The organism is Rhizobium sophoriradicis, from assembly GCF_025200795.1.
GTDB classification, from domain to species: domain Bacteria; phylum Pseudomonadota; class Alphaproteobacteria; order Rhizobiales; family Rhizobiaceae; genus Rhizobium; species Rhizobium sophoriradicis.
The window spans coordinates 1,022,644-1,041,113 of sequence record NZ_CP104152.1 but is presented as its reverse complement, the minus strand read 5'-3'; the positions used below and the strand labels follow the sequence as shown (position 1 = coordinate 1,041,113).

Sequence of the window (18,470 nt, the reverse complement as noted above, 5' to 3'; positions counted from 1 at the left end):
TAGATAGCAAGGACATGCCCTGCCCTCTGAGGCTAATCTTTTCCTCAACCGGACAGGCTCCGGACGGAGGAAAGGATAGGACGATGACCACTATTGCTTTTTCGGACGACAAGTCACCCTCGCAGGCGCTGGGTTATGCAGGCGGCGCGATTACAGTCTTGATCTGGGCAACCTGGTTTCTTGTAACCCGCCACAGTGCTGCGACGCCGCTCGGATCGATCGACATCGGGCTGATCCGCTTCGGCATTCCGGCACTTGCGCTTTCGCCGGTCTGGCTCAGGACAGGACTGCTGCCGAAAGGCCTGCCGCTTCATCTGCTGGCAATCATGGTCTGCGGTTCCGGCGCGGTCTTCTTCCTGCTGACCACGCTGGCGATCCATTCGACGCCAGCCGCCTCGTCGGGCATTCTGCTTGGCGGCTCGATGCCGCTCGCCACGGCGTTGATCGGAGTGGCGCTGTTTGGGGAAAGACCTGATGGCACGCGTATTGCCGGGCTCGTGGCGATCGTCGCGGGCGTGCTGATCCTGCTCACGCACAGGCTTGCGGACGCCTCGCTGCCATGGACCAGCTTCGTACTGCTGCCTGCCGGCGCTTTGCTGTGGGCAAGCTATACGCATGCCTTCCTCCGCTCCGGCCTCACGGCCGTGCAGGCGAGCGCCCTGATCGCGGTCTGGTCCTTCCTAATCATGGGAACGCTTGCGCTCGTCTTCGGCATTTCGCTGCCGCAAGCATCGCTGCCGGAAATCGGCCTGCAGGCGCTAAGCCAGGGTCTTCTTTCCGGTCTCGTCGCCATGGTCGCCTACGGTACGGCCGTGAGACGACTGGGCGGCACCCAGGCCGCCGCCTTCACGGCGCTGACGCCGGTGTTGGCAACGCTGGGCGGCGGTTTCCTGCTCGGCGAAGCAATCGGCATCGTCGAGATCAGCGCCGCTGTGATCACCGGCATTGGCGTGGCGCTTTCCACCGGCATTGCCGCGCGTCGTTGAGCACCGGCTGCGACCAACAATAGCGAAGCCGCCGGCAGCAATCGCTGCGGCGGCTTTTTCTATGGGGCTAGTGTTGACCACTCAAGCCTGGATGACGACGACCCTGGCGCCGACTTCGACGCGGCTATAGAGGTCGATCACGTCATGGTTCATCATGCGGATACAGCCGCTCGACATGGCAAGACCAATCGATTCCGGCTGGTTTGTGCCGTGAATGCGGAAATGGGTGTCGTTGCCGCCGCGATAGAGATACATGGCGCGCGCGCCGAGCGGATTGTTCGGGCCGCCCGGCATGCCGCCGGCGAGCCTGCGGTAGCGCTCTTCGCGGCGCTGCATGTTTTCGGTGGGCGTCCAGCTCGGCCATTCCGCCTTGCGCCCGACATAGGCACCCCCGGCAAATGCCAGCCCCTCGCGACCGACACCCACGCCGTAGCGCATCGCCCGGCCGTTTCCAAGCACATAATAGGCTCGACGCGCCGGCGTATCGACGACGATCGTGCCCGCAGCATACGCGGTCTCGTAAGCAACTTCCTGACGGCGAAGCTCCGGCTTGATCTTGTCGATCGGCACCTGCTTCAGCGGAAACTTTTCATCGGGAAGCGCTGCGTAATTCGTCTGACTGTTGAGACCGGTGGAAGAGCAGCCGGCCACAAAAAGAGGCAGAGCAATCAGAAAGCCCCGGCGGGAGATCGACATGAATGTGTCCTTAGTGCGTCGAGAAGATGTCGCAAGCTAAGGAATTTATGGTTAACGAATGGCTAAGAGCCGCCGCCGGCGGCCGATCACGAAGACGTCAGCAGGTGAAATTGTCGGCTGCGATGCCGATCCGCCTCACATATTCGGATAGACCGGCCCCTCGCCGCCCTGCGGCGGCACCCAGTTGATGTTTTGGTTGGGGTCCTTGATGTCGCAGGTCTTGCAGTGCACGCAGTTCTGGGCGTTGATGACGAAGCTCTTGTCGCCATCCTTCTCCACCCATTCATAGACGCCGGCCGGACAGTAGCGGGTCGACGGGCCGGCATAGATGCCGAGCTCGGAGCTTTTCTGCAGGCCCATGTCCTTGACCTGCAGATGCACCGGCTGGTCTTCCTCGTGATTGGTGTTCGACAGGAACACCGAGGACAGACGGTCGAAGGTCAGGACGCCATCCGGTTTCGGATAGGCGATCGGCTTGTGCTGCGAGGCCGGCTCCAGCGAGGCCGCATCGGTCTTGCCGTGACCAAGCGTGCCGAAGAAGGAGAAGCCGAACAGCGTGTTGGTCCACATGTCGAGACCGCCGAGCGCCACGCCAAGCGCGGTGCCGAACTTCGACCATAGCGGCTTGACGTTGCGGACCCGCTTCAGATCGCGGCCGATGTCACCCTTGCGCCATTCATTCTCGATCTCGACGACCTCGTCATGGCTGCGGCCAGCTGCGATCGCCGCCGCCAGCTTCTCGGCCGCCAGTATGCCCGACAGCACCGCATTGTGGCTGCCCTTGATGCGCGGCACGTTGACCAGACCGGCCGAACAGCCGATCAGCGCACCGCCGGGGAAGGACAGCTTCGGCACCGACTGGTAACCGCCCTCGGTGATGGCGCGGGCGCCATAGGAGAGCCGCTTGCCGCCCTCGAAGGTGCCGCGGATCGCCGGATGGGTCTTGAAGCGCTGGAATTCCTCGAACGGATAGAGATAGGGGTTCTTGTAGTTCAGGTGGACGACAAAGCCGACCGCCACCAGATTGTCCTCGAGGTGATAGAGGAAGGAGCCGCCGCCGGTCTTCATGCCGAGCGGCCAGCCGAAGGAGTGCTGCACCAGCCCCTGTTTGTGGTTCTCCGGCTTCACCTGCCAGAGCTCCTTGATGCCGATGCCGAATTTCTGCGGCTCGCGGTCCTGCTGCAGGTCGAACTTGGCGATCAGCTGCTTGGCGAGCGAACCGCGCACGCCTTCGCCGATCAGCGTATATTTGCCGCGCAGCTCCATGCCGCGGGTATAGTTCGGCCCCGGCTCGCCGTTCTTCTCGATGCCCATGTCGCCGGTGGCAACGCCGATCACCGCGCCCTTGTCGTCGTAGAGCACTTCGGTTGCGGCAAAGCCCGGATAGATCTCGACGCCGAGTTCTTCCGCCTTGGTCGCCAGCCAGCGACAGACATTGCCGAGCGAGACGATGTAGTTGCCGTGATTGTTCATCAGCGGCGGCATCATGACATTCGGCAGGCGGATCGAGCCGGCCGGGCCGAGCAGCAGGAAATGGTCCGCGGTGACTTCGGTCTTGAAGGGATGATCGGCCTCATCGCGCCAGCCGGGCAGCAGCCGGTCGATGCCAATAGGATCGACGACGGCGCCGGAGAGAATATGGGCGCCGACTTCCGAGCCCTTCTCGAGCACCACGACCGACAGTTCCGGATTGACCTGCTTCAGCCGGATCGCCGCGGAAAGACCGGCAGGGCCGGCGCCGACGATCACCACGTCGAATTCCATGCTCTCGCGTTCGGGCAGCTCAGTCGTCTCGGTCATTCACTAGTCTCCGCTTGGCCGCCTACGGCCATCATCCCATGGGTGACTTTCTTGTCAAAACAGCGCCGCATTGTCGAGCCGGGATGCGACAGCCAATCCTCAATTTCGCACAATGATACGTCTGCCGATCCGAGATTTACGATAACGCTTACGTTAACGTCAATTGCGAAATCCGATGCGGCCCTTCCCTCTCTTTCCTTTTTCGTCGCCTGCGCCTTATACATCGCTCAAAGACATGGAGAAAATCATGGATCTCGGCATCAAGGGCAAAAGGGCGCTCGTTCTCGCCTCCTCACGCGGGCTTGGCCTCGGCATCGCCACTGCACTGGCGCGCGAAGGCGCAAACGTGCTGCTCTCAGGGCGCAGCGGCGAACAGCTGGAGGCCAATTGCAAGGCGATCAACAGAGAAGGTCATGGCCGGGCCGACTGGATCTGGGCCGACCTCAGCGATGAACGTTTCGTCGAGACGGTGACGACGGCGGTGAAGGAGAAATTCGGCGGGCTCGATATCCTCGTCAACAATACCGGCGGGCCGACGCCCGGCACGACCGAGGACATGACGGGTGAAAAGCTCGAAACCTATTTCCTCTCCATGGTCGCCCGGGTGATCACCCTGACCAATGCCCTACTGCCCGGCATGAAGGCGCAAGGCTGGGGCCGCATCCTGACGGTCGCCTCCTCGGGCGTAATCGAGCCGATCGCCAATCTGGCGCTGTCGAATACGCTGCGCCCGGCCCTTGCCGGCTGGAGCAAGACGCTTGCCTCCGAAGTGGCGAGTTTCGGCATCACCACCAACCTGCTCCTGCCGGGCAGCATTCTGACGGCGCGGCTCGACGATCTCGATGGCGCAGCGGCAAAACGGACGGGCAAAAGCCTCGAGGAAATCCGCACCGACAAGGAGGCGCGCATTCCAGTCGGCCGCTACGGTAAGGTGGAGGAGTTTGCCGCAACGGCGGCCTTCCTGTGCAGCCAGCCGGCAAGCTACATCACCGGCTCGCTCATCCGCTGCGACGGCGGCGCGGCACGATCCGTCTGAGGTATCCGTTAAGCAGCGCGGGTGGCCGAGGCCGCCCATGCCGCTGCGCTGCGGATCATCTGTTCCACATTGGCCGGATCGTCGGCAAGTTCGGCGAGCTCGGAAAGCCGATGGAACCCAGTCAGGACCGCGATGCGCCGCCGGTCAAGCCGTCGGCCGGTCAGGATTTCATAGGCCGAGACGATGCGTGCGGTCAGATCGGGCGAGATGAAGTTCGAATAGATGAACTCCTGGTGCAACGGCCCGAAACCGGAATCGGCGAAATCGTAAATACCATTGAGCCTGCCCTGCCGAAAATCGAAGGCCATGTTCCAGCCGTGGCCGTCGAAAAAGCCGTAGACCTTGCCGTAGGGATCCGGCGGCAGGAATTCGAAATCCGAAACAACGGTCTCTGCAAAGCGCTGGATATCAGCGGGCAGCAGCGGCAAGGCCTTAGCTCGCACCACGTCCGGCGATTGCCACGGCTGGATCGCCGCTGCGCCGGCCGCACGCAGGCGGTCGGCGTCAAGCGCGTGAAGCTCGGCGTAAAAACGCGCGAGATCATCCGCCAGGCGCTGCCGTTCGCCCTCCCCGAGCGCATCGTAATCTTCGGTAATGAGATGTTCGCCCTCCAGCTTGGCGTGACTGGAGAAGATCGGCGGCCCGTCGTGAATGCGCATATCGGGAACCGCCATCGACAGCGACGGCCTGATGATGTCGAGCAAGGCCGCTTCCTTCACCAGCGCCCTTTCGGCGCCGAGATGGCGGGGAAACTTGAAGATCAGCGTGTCATCGACATCAACCGCCATCGAATCCCAACCCTTCGCCGCCAGCTTGAAGACGGAGGCCGTCAGGTGGGGAAACACGCTTGTGATGAGGGTGCGAAATTCGCGGGCTTCCAACTCAGTCATGACGAACTGCCTTCTCTGTTTTCCGCTATTCCTTGTGTGCAGCGACCCGCATGCGGGAGCGGCTTCGGCCTGCCGCAGTCTAGCGGCAATGCCGCTGCGTAGCCACGTCAGGCGCACTCCTACTATATTAGTATAGTTTGAATATTACGGAATATTCATTACAAAAATTTAAGCCCTTATAACCACTTAGTGATCGCGACCCGGGAATTATGTCTTTTTTGCGCCGCAATATACGCGGCTCAATCAAGCATAAATTCGCAACCCTGCTCAACCGGTCTCGCCATGAAGAAATTTTGGATCACCGTCAGTATTATCGCCGCTGCTGCCGTCGGCCTCTGGCAATTCGGCAACCTGATCCCCTATGCCTCGCGCATCCCCTACTTCTCGCAGCTGACCAGGCAGGCGGCCGGCGGCAATGGCGGCGGCCAACAGGCTCAGGGCGGCCAGGCACAGGCCGATCCATCGCAAGATGGCGGTCAACATCAGGGCGGCGGCCGCAGGCGCGGCGGCGGCGGCCCGACCGTCGTCAAGACCGTCGCAGCGGTCAAAACGACGCTGCCCATGGATGTGACGGCGACCGGCTGGGCCGACGCGGATGACAACACCACCATCGCCGCACAGGAACAGGGGCTGATCGTCAGCATCGCGGCGCAGGACGGGGCGACCGTCAAGGCCGGCGACCTGATCGCCAAGCTGGACGACCGGACGGCCAAGGCGGCCGTCGACAAGGACAATGCGATGATCGTGCGCGACACGGCGACGCTTTCGGAAGCCGAGACCGCGCTGGTGCGCGCGCAGGACCTGTTCGACCAGAAAGCCGGCACCCAGCAGAGCCTGGATCAGGCGAGAGCCGCCCGCGATACCGCCGCAGCGACGGTCGATGCTGATAAGGCGACGCTCGCCTCCGATCAGATCCTGCTCGAGCATACCGATATCCGCGCGCCATTCGACGGCCGGCTTGGCGATATCGCGGTCAGTAAAGGCGCCTTCCTCAATGCCGGCGCGGCGATCGTCACCATCGCCAAATACGATCCGATCTATGTGAAATTCCACCTGCAGGAGCGCTATTTGCGCGAGCTGAAGAAGGCATTGGCAGCCGGTCCGGTCGAGGTCAGCACAGCCCCCAGTTCCACCAAGGGCCAGGTCCGCAAGGGCGAGATCAGCTTCTACGACAACACGGTCGATACCGCCTCGGGCACGATCCTCGCCAAGGCGAAATTCGAAAACGCCTCCGGCGCCCTCTGGCCCGGCCAGTCGGTGAATATCGTCGTGCATTTCAACAACAACGAACAGCAGGTGGTGGTGCCGACGGTCGCCGTCAGTCCCGGCCCGGACGGTTTCTTCGCCTTTGTCGCCAAGGACGGCAAATCGCGGCTGACACCGGTGACCGTCGCTCGCGCCAATGGCGGCTTCACCGCCATCGAATCTGGCCTTTCAGAAGGCGACCATGTGGTCGTCGAGGGCCAGGGCCAGCTCAGCGACCAGCAGGCGATCAAGGAGCAGTTCGACGAAAAGGCGCTCGATCTCGCGTCCGCCGACGCGCCCCGGCAGCCGCAGAAGTCCGAGACGATCACCGTGGGAGCTCAGCAATGATCCCCAATTTCTGTATTCAGCGCCCCGTCGCGACGACGCTGCTTGCCATCGGCGTCATTCTGGCCGGTCTTGCCGGTTACCGGCTCGTGCCAGTTGCGGCCCTGCCCCAGGTCGATTTTCCGACGATCAACGTTTCGGCGCAGCTGAGCGGCGCCTCACCGCAGACGATGGCGACGTCGGTCGCCACGCCGCTGATCAAGCAGTTCGAGACCATTCCCGGCATCAGCGAGATCAGCGCCTCGAGCTCGCTCGGCAGCACCAGCATCGTGCTGCAGTTCGACCTCAACCGTGATATCGACGCGGCCGCGGCCGACGTGCAGGCTGCAATCTCACATGCGACCCGGCAGCTGCCCGACAATTTGACGACGCCGCCGAGCTACCGCAAGACCAACCCGGCCGATGCGCCGGTCATGCTGCTCTCGGTGCAGAGCAACACCATGCCGCGCAGCAAGCTCGACGAGATCGCCGAAGACATCATCTCGCCGTCGCTTTCCACCCTCCCCGGCGTCGCTCAGGTCAGCGTCTATGGTGCCCAGACCTATGCTGTGCGTGTCGAAGTCGATCCCAACAAGTTGCTCACCCGCGGCATCGGCATCGACACCGTCAACAAGGCGCTTTCTGCCGCCAACAGCCAGCAGCCCGTGGGGACGCTGCAGAACAATGCGCAGAGCATGACCATCACGGCGAACACGCAGCGCACCAATGCCGACCAGTTCCGCTCGCTCGTCATTGCCAATCCGAACGGCGCGCCGATCCATCTCGGCGATGTCGCCGATGTGCAGGACAGCGTCGAGAACCAGTATACTGGCAGCTGGTATGACGGCCAGCGCGGCATCATCCTCGCCATCCAGCGCCAGCCGGATGCCAACACTGTCGACGTCGTCGATGCGATCAACGCCAAGCTGCCGCAGCTTCACGCTGAAATTCCGGCTTCGGTCACGACCGTGGTCATGAACGACGCCGCAAAACCCATTCGCGCCGCCATCGCCGACGTGAAGTTCACGCTGTTCCTGACGATCGGCCTCGTCGTCCTCGTCATCTACCTCTTCACCGGCCACGCGACGGCGACGATCATTCCAGGGCTTGCCGTTCCGCTGTCGCTGATCTCGACCTTCGGCATGATGTATGTGCTCGGCTACAGCATCGACAACATATCGCTGCTGGGGCTGACGCTCGCAGTGGGGCTGGTGGTGGACGATGCCATCGTCATGCTCGAAAACATTCTGCGCCATGTCGAGGAAGGCATGCCGGTGCGCGAAGCGGCGATCAAGGGTGCCGGCGAAGTCAGCTACACCATCATCTCCATGTCGGTTTCGCTGATCGCGGTGTTCATCCCGATCCTGCTGATGGGCGGCGTCGTCGGCCGCGTCTTCAACGAATTCGGCATGGTGGTGGCCATCGCCATCATCTCGTCGGCGATAGTCTCGCTAACCGTGACGCCGATGCTCGGCTCGCGTCTGTCCAACAACCACAGCCGGCCGCCGCTGCTCATCCGCCTCTTCGATGCCGGCTTCGAGCGGACGCTCAATGGCTATGACAGAGCAGTCGGCTGGTGCTTGCGTCATCGCATCACGATCCTCGGCGTGTTCCTCGGTTCGGTGGCGCTGACGGTCTATTTCTTCATGACGCTGCCGACGAGCTTCTTCCCGCAGGAGGATATCGGCCGCCTGACGATCAGCACCCAGGCCCGCCAGGACATTTCCTATTCCGCCATGGAGGCGCTGCAGCAGCAGGCGGCAGCCGCCGTCAAGGCGAACCCGGCGGTCAACCACGTGATGTCGACGATCGGCGGCAACCCCAACAAACCGCAGAACAATGGCTCGATGTTCGTCGAGCTCAAGGACAAGAAGGAGCGTCCGCCGCTTGACCAGACGCTGCGCGAGCTGCGCACGGCGATCAACAAGATCCCCGGATTGCAGGCCTTCGTGACGCCGAACCAGAGCCTGCGCTTCGGCGGCCGCCAGACCGCCAGCCAGTATCAGCTGGTCATTCAGGCGCTGAGCGCCGACCAGACCAACCTCTGGGCCGGCAAGATCCAGGCGGCGATGCGCAAGGATCGGCTGTTCACCGACGTCACCTCGGACGCCCAGAACAACGCCCTGCAGGCGAATATCGTCATCGATACCGAGCGCGCGGCCGCCTACGGGATCGACAACGATACCCTGCGCACGACGCTGCAGGAATCCTTCAGCGGCTATACGGCGGCCGAGATCCAGTCGACCGGCGACAGCTACGACGTCATCGTCGAATACGATACGAGTAAACCCTGGGACGACCAGAAACTGGCCGAAATCCGCGTCGCCTCGTCGAATGGCAGCCTGGTGCCGCTGTCGAATTTCGCGCATGTCGAGCGCACCACTGGCCCGGTCACCATCAATCAGACCGGCCAGCTCGTCTCGACCACCGTCTCCTTCAACCTGCCGGAGGGCGTCTCGCTCAGTGACGCGACGGCGGCGATCGACCAGATCAAGAAGGAGATCAGCCTGCCGACCGATGTCTTCACCTCCTATGGCGGTACGGCGGAAATCTTCCAGCAGTCGCAGGGCAATACGCCTTACCTGATCCTGGCGGCCGTTTTGACCATCTATGTCGTGCTCGGCGTGCTCTATGAAAGCTTCATCCATCCGCTGACCATTCTCTCAGGCCTGCCGGCCGCGGCCTTCGGCGCGCTGCTGGCGTTGAAGATCATGGGCTTCGATCTGTCGATCATCGCCCTTATCGGCCTGCTGATGCTGATCGGCATCGTCAAGAAGAACGCGATCATGATGATCGACGTGGCGATGGAGACGATGCGCACGACGGGCGAAAAGGCGACGGCGGCGATCCACGAGGCCTGCGTGCGGCGCTTCCGCCCGATCATGATGACGACCTTCTGCGCCCTGCTCGGCGCCTTGCCGATCGCGCTCGGCACCGGCGCGAGCTCCGAGCTGCGCCAGCCGCTTGGCATCGCCGTCGTCGGCGGTCTTGTCGTCTCGCAGCTGCTGACGCTGTTCATCACGCCGGTCATCTTCGTCGAGATGGACCGCTTCGGAAACTTCCTGGGCCGGTTGATGGGCCAGAAGAAGGTCGAGGCGCCGGTGATGCAGGAGACAAGGGCAATGGCTGCCGAATGATGATGGCCCTCTGACTTCCGCGTCGCCATCAGCCCTTGCGGCGCACGTCTTCTTCCGCAGGGAGAACTCTTCTTCCCCAGGAAGAATACGTGCGCCCTTGATCACATCAACTTTCGATCCTCTTGAATGTGTCACGCCTCTGTGGCATCACCCGCCCTCCTTGATCCGGGCGTCCTTCGCCCTTCACGGAGCGACGCTCCGTCTCCAATAACAATCGGCATGAAGGAGTGCGGGCATGGCTCAGGCGCTGGGTTTCGACTTCGGCACGACGAATACGGTTCTCGCCATGGCGGACGGCGGGACAACCGGCTCGATGACGTTCACGAGCACGGCGGGCACGGCCGACAGCATGCGCACCGCGCTGTCCTTCATGAAGGATGCCCAGCTCGGCGCTTCGGCGCTGAAGGTGGAGGCCGGCCATGCGGCGATCCGGCAATTCATCGACAACCCCGGCGAATGCCGCTTCCTGCAGTCGATCAAGACCTTTGCGGCGAGCGCGCTGTTCCAGGGCACGCTGATCTTCGCCAAGCGGCATAATTTCGAAGATCTGATGGAGATCTTCGTGCGGCGCCTGCGCAACTATGCCGGCGACAACTGGCCCTCAGATGTCAGCCGCATCGTCACCGGCCGGCCGGTGCATTTCGCCGGCGCCAGCCCTGATCCGGTGCTTGCCACCGAACGCTATAACGAGGCTCTGTCGCGCTTCGGCTTTCCCGAAATCCACTATGTCTACGAGCCGGTCGCCGCCGCTTTCTATTTCGCGCAGAACCTGAAGCGGGATGCGACCGTGCTGGTCGCCGATTTCGGCGGCGGCACAACCGACTATTCGCTGATCCGCTTCGAAACCGTCGCCGGCAGGCTGACGGCAACGCCGATCGGCCATTCCGGCGTCGGCGTCGCCGGCGACCATTTCGACTACAGGATGATCGACAACATCGTCGCGCCGCAAATCGGCAAGGGCAGCCATTTCAAAAGCTTCGACAAGATCCTTGAAGTGCCGTCCAACTATTATTCCAGCTTCGGCCGCTGGAACCAGCTGTCGATCTTCAAGACCACGCGCGAATTCGAGGATTTGAAGAAGCTGGTGCGCACCAGCCTGGAACCGGAAAAGCTCGAGATCTTCATCGACCTCATCGACCATGACGAGGGTTACCCGCTCTACCAGGCGGTATCGGCAACGAAGATGGCGCTGTCGGCCGCCGACGAGGCGCCTTTCGACTTCGCGCCGCTTGGCCGCGGCGGACACCGCAGCATCAAGCGCAGCGACTTCGAAGGCTGGATCGCCGAGGATCTCGCCCGCATCGAAGGCGCGCTCGACGAGGTGCTCGACAAGACCGAGACGAAGCCGGCGGAGATCGACAAAGTGTTCCTGACCGGCGGCACCTCCTTCGTGCCGGCGGTGCGCCGCATCTTCACGGAGCGTTTCGACCGCGACCGGATCGAAAGCGGCGGCGAACTGCTGTCGATCGCCCACGGCCTGGCACTGATCGGCGAACGCGACGACATCACGCAATGGACTGTGCAATAGATCAGGACGGAGCGGCCAATGTGCAGCCTGCCCTTTCAATGCCCATTTCTCTCCGTTAAACTTGCCGCATGATCTCCGCCAACGACCTCTCCCCTGCCGAGCTTGCAGCGCTTCTGCATTTCCATGCGGATGCCGGCGTGGAGTGGCTGCTGGAGGAAGAGGCGGTCGACCGCTTCGCCGAGTTCGAAGCGATGAAGGCGGCGCGCCGCCCGGGATCGGCGCAGCAGGACCGTCCTGCGGCCGGGGAGCGTCCAAGCGTCGGGGAGCGTCAGACATCGCCGCGCCCGACTGCGGCAGCACGTCCAGCCCCAGCCTCCGGCCCGCAACCGGCGATCCCGGATGGCGAGGCGGTGCAGCAGGCGCGTTTCGTCGCCGAAAGCGCGCGCTCGCTTAGCGAACTGAAGACCGCGCTCGAAGCCTTCAACGGTTGCAATCTCAAGCACAGCGCCCGCTCGACCATCTTTGCCGACGGCGACGCCGAAAGCGGCATCATGGTGATCGGCTCGGCCCCGAGCGCCGAAGACGACCGAGAAGGCCTGCCTTTCTCGGGTAAGTCCGGCCAGTTGTTCGACAAGATGCTGGCGGCGATCGGGCTCGATCGCTCTAGCGTTCTGCTGACGCAAGTCATTCCCTGGCGCCCGCCAGGTAACCGGGCGGCATCGGCGGCCGAGATCGACATCTGCCGGCCCTTCATCGAACGACAGATTGCGCTCGCCGAACCGCAGGTGATCCTGCTGCTCGGCAATTTCGCGGCGCGATTCTTCTTCGGGGAAAACGATACGATTCACGGCCTGCGGGGCCGCTGGAAGGACATCGTCATCGCCGATCGTGCCATTTCGGCCATCGCCAGCCTGCATCCCCAGGATCTGTTGACCGCACCCGTCAACAAGCGGCTCGCCTGGAACGATCTTCTAGCCTTTCAGGCAAAACTCAAATCCCTCTCTCTGCTCAGAAATTAGTCGACGTTGAAGAATTTGTGAAGCGCGCCATGCATTTTTCGCATTGCTGCATCGCGTCAGCACGCATTGTAGAATCTATGCTGCACTGCAATATAGGCCTGTGTCTTGGGAGGAATCACAGGAACCAAGGCCATGAACAAGAGATTTCGTCCTATGCATTCCGGGTTTGAAACCCTTCGCCTTGCCGGCGACCAGCTTCGCTTCACACATGGCTACAGCCGCTTCGGTTTCGCCACGAACGAACAGATGATCGCCCGCGGTACCGGCATCAACAGCCGCACGGCGCGCCCGAACGCCATTTTCTCGGACTTCCAGCAATACTGAGCGGCGGCCGCTACAGCGCCGCGCATCTCGCCAGACGCGCAGATGATGCTGTAGCGCTTTGAATCTGCTGCCTTTTAAATGTCAGAGTAACCCACCATGTCAACGATCCTGCTATCGCTTCTGCGCAACATCGACACCTTCGAGCATATCCGCGTCGCTGTCTGCGCCGCGCGCGAATATGAGCGCGAGTTGTCGGTAAAGCCGGCCAATGCCGGCCCGGTCTCAGCAGCGATCGTGTTGTGATCACACCGTCAGTGGGTCGATCCGGGCCGTTGCCCATTCGAAGGCTTCGTCGACATAGGCGAACTTGACCGCCTGCCAGGCGCAATATTCCTCGACGAAATGCCGCGATAGCCAGAGATGCGCCTTACGCGGCTCATCATACCAGCCGACGCAGCCACGCTGTGCCGCCTTTGCCAGAAGGCGCTGCAGGTGCGTGCGCGACATCATGAAGTCGGCGGCAAGCGCACGGGTTTCGACGCGGCCGACGAGAAACTTGCCCGCCTCGGCGTCTTCCGTTTCCATCCTGGCGATGAAGTTGTCGACGACGAGGCCGCCGGCTTCCGTCCAGAGAAACAACGCCACCTGCGCCGGCGGCTCCCGCCACGCGGCATCTTCCAGGCAGTGGCGTGCAATGCGCGGCTGAACGAGCCTCATCAATGACGGGTTTGCCTGGAAAACCGCCGCCCGTTCACCGCCGTCGAGCAGATCGAGCGCGGCGAGATTGGCATGAATCCACGCCGACATCGCCTGGAGGCTGACATTGGCAGGCTCGAAATGGCGCGGCCGGCGCCGCTCGTCGCCCGGCGTATGGGTGATGAAGCGGTAGGTAAAGAGTTCTTCGATGAAGGCGAGCACGGTGTTGCGGCTCGCCACCTTGTGGGCGGTGATGCGGCCGGTCAGCCCAACTGCTGTAAGACCCGAGGTCGGGTCGCGCGGATCATATTCCAGATGGAGGGCATAGGCGGTCTGGGTCAGCAGCCAGCGCTGGTGGGAGGCGAGCAATCGCGCCAGACGCGGGCCGGCATCGAACATGCCGCGCGTCTGCCCGGCCAGAAAGCGAATACTCGTCAGAAAGGCGCAGTTCCCCGCCAATTGCTCCGCCGTGAACGCCATTATGCTTTTCTCCACCTCCGCTCGCAGACCAGCGTTCGGAGCAGTAATATCGAAAGCCGCGGTGGCAGCGGCCTGTCAGCCATGCACAGCGTTGAATAAATGATCGTATCTCATGTTCAACAACCATATTCCTGGGATCGACGCCATCCTAAGAATTGACCATTCCTTCGCCCCCGAGCAGCAGGTTTCGCGCGGCCGCAATCGCCGCGTTAAAATCCAGCCTGCCGTGAAGCTCAGGCCTGCGGCGTCGTCGCCTTGCGCGCCTCGCGCTGTTCGATGCCCAGCTGATGCTCGCGATAGATGATGAAGATACCGGCAGCAACGACGATGACCGTGCCGGTGAGCATGGTAAGGCTCGGCACGTCGCCGAAGACGAAGTAGCCGACGACGCCGCCAAGCAGGATCGACGTATACTCGAACGGCGCAATGGTGGAGACGTCGGCGTGGCGGTAGCTTTCGGTCAGCAGGATCTGCGCCACACCACCGCAAAAGCCGGCAGCGACGAGAAAAAGTGCCGACGGCCACGGCAGGATGTGCCAGCCGAAAGGAAGCGAAGCCAGCGAGAAGACCGACGCGGTGAGCGAGAAATACAGCACGATCGTCGCCGTCTTCTCCTCCTCGACGAGGCGGCGCACCTGGATCATCGCCATGCCGCCCAGAACCGCCGAGAACAGCACGCAAAGCGCGCCGACGGCCTGTTCAGTTTCCATGCCGCCGTCTCGAAACAGCGTCAGCTTTGGCCAGGAGATGATGGCAACCCCGGCTATGCCGACCAGAACGGCGCTCCAGCGATAGATGCGCACGGTCTCGCCGAGAAAAACCGCGGCGAAGATCACGGCGACGAGCGGCAATGCGTAGCCGAGCGCGATCGCCTCCGGCAGCGGCAGATGCAGGAGGCCGTAAAAACCGAAAGCCATCGACAGTATGCCGATCGTGCCGCGCTTCAGGTGCCCGACCGGATTGGTGGTTTGAAAGGCGGCGCGCAGCTGTCCGATATAGGCGAGATAGGCCATGATCGGGAAGAGCGCGAAGAAGGACCTGCAGAAGGTGACCTGACCCGGCGGAATATCCGGGCCGGCCAGCTTGATGAAGGTCTGCATGGCGAGGAAGACCACGACCGATGAGACTTTCAGCGCAATGCCTCTCATCGGGTTTCTGAGAACCGAGTGCATGATCCTGGCTCTAATGCTGACTTGAACGAAGGGGAAATGCGTTCGACTCGGGAACGCAGCAGGTGACGCCCCATCGTAGCGAAAGAAAATCCCGCTGCATAATCCTTAAATCGGAATCGACGTCAGGATGACGCGGGAGTTCAAGGCTTACGGCATGCTTTGCGCGTCTTGAGAGGCCGGGATCTCGTTGGCAAATCCTCGAGCAAATCCGGCAAATCCGGGCAAAAGGCAGCTACTACTACAATAGCGTTTCGATCGTCGCCTTCGCGCGCACACTCGGCTACGAGGATTACGACGGGCTCGGCTGGACGGCGGCGTGGTGCAGCAGACCGCAAGCGACGCGTACGATCAAGGCCGCCCTCAATCAGAAATAGCAGACCTAATTCTGGCCCGCGCGTCCATCCGTTTCGAACAGGATATTTAGCCCGTAAACTTCGTGTTCGCGGGCAATTTGCTTTAACTTTGGTTCAGACTTTAATGTAATCATGCCCGGCAATTTAGGCAGAGTGCGCCCGCCTCTGTATCCGCGGTTGTCAAATAACGGTCTTCAGGAAACACCATGCGAACAGATACCGGCCAGGTCATTCATCTGGCAGATTACCGTCCCACCGACTTCGTGCTGGAACGCGTGGACCTGACCTTCGAACTCGACCCGACGGAGACCAAAGTCGAAGCCCGTCTCATCTTTCACCGCCGCCCGGGCGCCGACACTACAGCGCCGATCGTGCTCGACGGCGACGAGCTGACGCTGGCGGGGCTGCTGTTCGACCAGGTGGAGCTCGATCCCTCGCGTTATGAGGCAACGCCGGAAAGCCTGACGGTGCGCGACCTGCCGGAAAGCGCCCCCTTCGAACTGACGATCACCACGATCATCAATCCCGAGGCCAATACCCAACTGATGGGCCTCTATCGCACCGGCGGCATCTACTGCACGCAGTGCGAGGCGGAGGGCTTCCGCCGCATTACCTATTTCCCCGACCGGCCCGACGTGCTTGCGCCGTTCACTGTCAACATTATCGCCGACAAGGAGACCAACCCGCTACTCCTGTCGAACGGCAACTTCCTCGGCGGCGCCGGCTATGGCCCCGGCAAGCATTTCGCCGCCTGGTTCGACCCGCATCCGAAGCCCAGCTATCTCTTCGCTCTCGTCGCCGGTGATCTCGGCGTCGTCGAAGACACCTTCACCACCATGTCCGGCCGCGAGGTGGTGCTGAAGATCTATGTCGAGCACGGCAAGGAGCCGCGCGCTGCCTATGCCATGGATGCGCTGAAGCGCTCTATGGCATGGGACGAAGAGAGGTTCGGGCGCGAATATGATCTCGACATCTTCATGATCGTCGCCGTCTCCGACTTCAACATGGGCGCGATGGAGAACAAGGGCCTCAACGTCTTCAACGACAGATACGTCCTTGCCGATCCCGAGACCGCGACCGATGCCGACTACGCCAATATCGAAGCGGTCATCGCGCACGAATATTTCCACAATTGGACCGGCAACCGCATCACCTGCCGCGACTGGTTCCAGCTGTGCCTCAAGGAAGGCCTGACGGTCTATCGCGACCAGGAATTTTCCTCCGACCAGCGCTCGCGCCCGGTCAAGCGCATCGCCGATGTGCGCCATCTGAAGTCCGAGCAGTTTCCGGAGGATGGCGGCCCGCTCGCCCATCCGGTGCGGCCGACGACATATCGCGAGATCAACAATTTCTACACGCGGACCGTCTACGAGAAGGGCAGCGAAGTGACGCGGATGATCGCGACGCTGCTCGGCAGAGACGGCTTCAAGAAGGGTATGGATCTCTATTTCGACCGCCATGACGGCCAGGCGGTGACGATCGAGGATTTCGTCAAATGCTTCGTGGATGCGAGCGGACGGGACCTCACGCAATTCTCGCTCTGGTACCATCAGGCCGGCACGCCGCTCGTCACCGCATCGGGCAGCTATGATCCGGCGGCCGGCACCTTCACGCTGTCGCTCGAACAGATGACGCCCGCTACACCCGGCCAGTCGAGCAAGGAACCGATGTATATCCCGCTCAGCCTGGCGCTCTTCGGCGAGAACGGCGGCAAGATCGCGCCGAGCTCGGTCGACGGCGCCGAATATGCCGGCGAGGTGCTGCACCTGACCGGACGCACGCAGACGGCGGTGTTTCGTGGCGTCGGCTCGCGCCCGGTCGTGTCGATCAACCGCAGCTTCTCGGCACCGATCAACCTGCATTTCGATCAAAGCCCGGCCGATCTCGCCCATCTCGCCCGCCATGAGACGGATCATTTCGCCCGCTGGCAGGCGCTGACCGATCTGGCGCTGCCGAACCTTCTGAAGGCTGCCCGCGACGCGCGCGAGGGCAAGCCGGTCGTCTGCGAGCCGACCTTCGTCGAGACGCTGATTGCGGCGGCCGCCGACGAAAGTCTCGAGCCGGCCTTCCGCGCCCAGGCCCTGGCGCTGCCGAGCGAATCCGATATTGCCCGCGAACTCGGCGGCAACAACGATCCCGATGCCATCCATGCCGGCCGGCAGGCGATCCTCAAACAGATCGCCGATGCCGGAAAGGAAGTCTTTGCCGGCCTCTACGCGGCGATGGCGACCTCTGGCGGCTTCAGCCCCGATGCCAAGAGCGCCGGCCTGCGGGCGCTGCGCAATAGTGCGCTGACCTATCTCTCGCACGCCGAACAGACACCTGCGCGCGCCAAGGCAGCCTTCGACGCAGCCGACAACATGACCGACCTCAGCCATGCGCTGACGATCCTCGCCCATCGTTTCCCCGACAGTGCGGAGACAAGCGAGGCGCTGGCCGCCTTCCGCGACCGCTTTGCGGAAAACGCGCTCGTCATCGACAAATGGTTCACGATCCAGGCCGGCATTCCAGGCGTCAAGGCGCTGGACCGGGTGCGCGGCTTGATGGAGAACCCGCTTTTCAAGCGGACCAACCCGAACCGGATGCGGGCTCTGGTCGGAACCTTCGCCTTTGCCAATCCGACCGGTTTCGGCCGGGCCGACGGCGAAGGCTATCGTTTCCTCGCCGGTCAAATTCTCGAAATCGACGGCCGCAACCCGCAGCTCGCAGCTCGCATTCTCACCTCGATGCGCTCCTGGCGCTCGCTGGAGCCGACACGCGCCGATCACGCCCGCTCCGCGCTGATCGAGATCGAGCGGGCGCCCGACCTTTCCACCGATGTGCGCGATATCGTCGAACGCACGCTCAAGGGGTGATATGCCTGGACCGGCCGGCGCGCACCACGCGGCGGCCGCCTCGCCCGGT

The 18,470-nt window shown here is 62.5% G+C and carries 14 protein-coding genes and 1 pseudogene; 10 read left to right on the top strand and 5 right to left on the bottom strand.

Going from position 1 to position 18,470, the window contains the following annotated elements; all coding sequences use genetic code 11:
* Positions 1–83: 83 nt before the first annotated feature.
* The gene (locus N2597_RS05150) at positions 84–986 is read left to right on the top strand and encodes a DMT family transporter (RefSeq protein WP_183596969.1); all 903 of its coding nucleotides are present in this window, start codon (positions 84–86) and stop codon (positions 984–986) included.
* 81 nt (positions 987–1,067) lie between these two features.
* Here the strand turns inward: N2597_RS05150 and N2597_RS05145 are convergent, their stop codons facing one another.
* Positions 1,068–1,682: a L,D-transpeptidase gene (locus tag N2597_RS05145; protein ID WP_009992680.1), complete on the bottom strand. Its 615-nt coding sequence runs from the start codon at positions 1,680–1,682 to the stop codon at positions 1,068–1,070.
* Positions 1,683–1,817: 135 nt separating this feature from the next.
* Entirely contained in the window at positions 1,818–3,482 is a 1,665-nt protein-coding gene (locus N2597_RS05140; protein ID WP_183596971.1) for an electron transfer flavoprotein-ubiquinone oxidoreductase, read from the bottom strand.
* 247 nt (positions 3,483–3,729) lie between these two features.
* On the opposite strand from N2597_RS05140, the gene N2597_RS05135 reads away from it, so the two are divergent.
* Positions 3,730–4,518: an SDR family oxidoreductase gene (locus tag N2597_RS05135; protein ID WP_096764251.1), complete on the top strand. Its 789-nt coding sequence runs from the start codon at positions 3,730–3,732 to the stop codon at positions 4,516–4,518.
* Positions 4,519–4,526: 8 nt separating this feature from the next.
* Here N2597_RS05135 and N2597_RS05130 read toward each other — a convergent pair whose 3' ends face one another.
* A complete protein-coding gene (locus N2597_RS05130; protein ID WP_009995260.1) occupies positions 4,527–5,408 on the bottom strand; it encodes a phosphotransferase family protein in 882 nt (293 codons plus the stop codon).
* 282 nt (positions 5,409–5,690) lie between these two features.
* On the opposite strand from N2597_RS05130, the gene N2597_RS05125 reads away from it, so the two are divergent.
* The 6 genes from N2597_RS05125 (at position 5,691) to N2597_RS05100 (ending at position 13,168) form a co-directional block, all read left to right on the top strand.
* Positions 5,691–7,001 carry an efflux RND transporter periplasmic adaptor subunit gene (locus tag N2597_RS05125; RefSeq protein ID WP_077994848.1) on the top strand — a complete coding sequence of 437 codons (1,311 nt, stop codon included), beginning with the start codon at positions 5,691–5,693 and terminating at the stop codon, positions 6,999–7,001.
* Positions 6,998–10,114: an efflux RND transporter permease subunit gene (locus N2597_RS05120; protein WP_077994847.1), complete on the top strand. Its 3,117-nt coding sequence runs from the start codon at positions 6,998–7,000 to the stop codon at positions 10,112–10,114. Before N2597_RS05125 ends, N2597_RS05120 begins: the two co-directional genes overlap by 4 nt.
* A 235-nt stretch (positions 10,115–10,349) precedes the next feature.
* A complete protein-coding gene (locus N2597_RS05115; RefSeq protein WP_077994846.1) occupies positions 10,350–11,642 on the top strand; it encodes an Hsp70 family protein in 1,293 nt (430 codons plus the stop codon).
* 68 nt (positions 11,643–11,710) lie between these two features.
* A complete protein-coding gene (locus tag N2597_RS05110; protein WP_183596973.1) occupies positions 11,711–12,601 on the top strand; it encodes a uracil-DNA glycosylase in 891 nt (296 codons plus the stop codon).
* Between the two features lie 132 nt (positions 12,602–12,733).
* Complete coding sequence (locus N2597_RS05105; protein WP_077994844.1) at positions 12,734–12,925, top strand: hypothetical protein; 192 nt, start codon at positions 12,734–12,736, stop codon at positions 12,923–12,925.
* Positions 12,926–13,021: 96 nt separating this feature from the next.
* On the top strand, positions 13,022–13,168 hold the full coding sequence (locus N2597_RS05100; protein WP_164519028.1) for a hypothetical protein: 147 nt from the start codon (positions 13,022–13,024) through the stop codon (positions 13,166–13,168).
* Here N2597_RS05100 and N2597_RS05095 read toward each other — a convergent pair whose 3' ends face one another.
* Together N2597_RS05095 and N2597_RS05090 are read right to left on the bottom strand one after the other, a co-directional pair.
* Entirely contained in the window at positions 13,169–14,041 is an 873-nt protein-coding gene (locus tag N2597_RS05095; protein ID WP_010060498.1) for a hypothetical protein, read from the bottom strand.
* Between the two features lie 233 nt (positions 14,042–14,274).
* The gene (locus tag N2597_RS05090; RefSeq protein WP_077994842.1) at positions 14,275–15,213 is read right to left on the bottom strand and encodes a DMT family transporter; all 939 of its coding nucleotides are present in this window, start codon (positions 15,211–15,213) and stop codon (positions 14,275–14,277) included.
* A 218-nt stretch (positions 15,214–15,431) separates the two neighbouring features.
* Here N2597_RS05090 and N2597_RS05085 point away from each other — a divergent pair.
* Together N2597_RS05085 and pepN are read left to right on the top strand one after the other, a co-directional pair.
* A pseudogene (locus N2597_RS05085) lies at positions 15,432–15,587 on the top strand (methyl-accepting chemotaxis protein); the annotation flags it as partial.
* A gap of 185 nt (positions 15,588–15,772) precedes the next feature.
* Complete coding sequence (gene pepN / locus N2597_RS05080; protein WP_183596975.1) at positions 15,773–18,421, top strand: aminopeptidase N; 2,649 nt, start codon at positions 15,773–15,775, stop codon at positions 18,419–18,421.
* The last annotated feature ends 49 nt before the right edge of the window (positions 18,422–18,470 follow it).

What these genes read in the sequence shown, in the direction of transcription:
- N2597_RS05125 (WP_077994848.1), top strand. Translation starts at nt 5,691, where the DNA reads ATGAAGAAATTTTGGATCACCGTCAGTATTATCGCCGCTGCTGCCGTC.
- N2597_RS05130 (WP_009995260.1), bottom strand. Translation starts at nt 5,408, where the DNA reads ATGACTGAGTTGGAAGCCCGCGAATTTCGCACCCTCATCACAAGCGTG.
- N2597_RS05090 (WP_077994842.1), bottom strand. Translation starts at nt 15,213, where the DNA reads ATGCACTCGGTTCTCAGAAACCCGATGAGAGGCATTGCGCTGAAAGTC.
- N2597_RS05105 (WP_077994844.1), top strand. Translation starts at nt 12,734, where the DNA reads ATGAACAAGAGATTTCGTCCTATGCATTCCGGGTTTGAAACCCTTCGC.
- pepN (WP_183596975.1), top strand. Translation starts at nt 15,773, where the DNA reads ATGCGAACAGATACCGGCCAGGTCATTCATCTGGCAGATTACCGTCCC.
- N2597_RS05110 (WP_183596973.1), top strand. Translation starts at nt 11,711, where the DNA reads ATGATCTCCGCCAACGACCTCTCCCCTGCCGAGCTTGCAGCGCTTCTG.
- N2597_RS05135 (WP_096764251.1), top strand. Translation starts at nt 3,730, where the DNA reads ATGGATCTCGGCATCAAGGGCAAAAGGGCGCTCGTTCTCGCCTCCTCA.
- N2597_RS05140 (WP_183596971.1), bottom strand. Translation starts at nt 3,482, where the DNA reads ATGACCGAGACGACTGAGCTGCCCGAACGCGAGAGCATGGAATTCGAC.
- N2597_RS05095 (WP_010060498.1), bottom strand. Translation starts at nt 14,041, where the DNA reads ATGGCGTTCACGGCGGAGCAATTGGCGGGGAACTGCGCCTTTCTGACG.
- N2597_RS05100 (WP_164519028.1), top strand. Translation starts at nt 13,022, where the DNA reads ATGTCAACGATCCTGCTATCGCTTCTGCGCAACATCGACACCTTCGAG.
- N2597_RS05150 (WP_183596969.1), top strand. Translation starts at nt 84, where the DNA reads ATGACCACTATTGCTTTTTCGGACGACAAGTCACCCTCGCAGGCGCTG.
- N2597_RS05145 (WP_009992680.1), bottom strand. Translation starts at nt 1,682, where the DNA reads ATGTCGATCTCCCGCCGGGGCTTTCTGATTGCTCTGCCTCTTTTTGTG.
- N2597_RS05120 (WP_077994847.1), top strand. Translation starts at nt 6,998, where the DNA reads ATGATCCCCAATTTCTGTATTCAGCGCCCCGTCGCGACGACGCTGCTT.
- N2597_RS05115 (WP_077994846.1), top strand. Translation starts at nt 10,350, where the DNA reads ATGGCTCAGGCGCTGGGTTTCGACTTCGGCACGACGAATACGGTTCTC.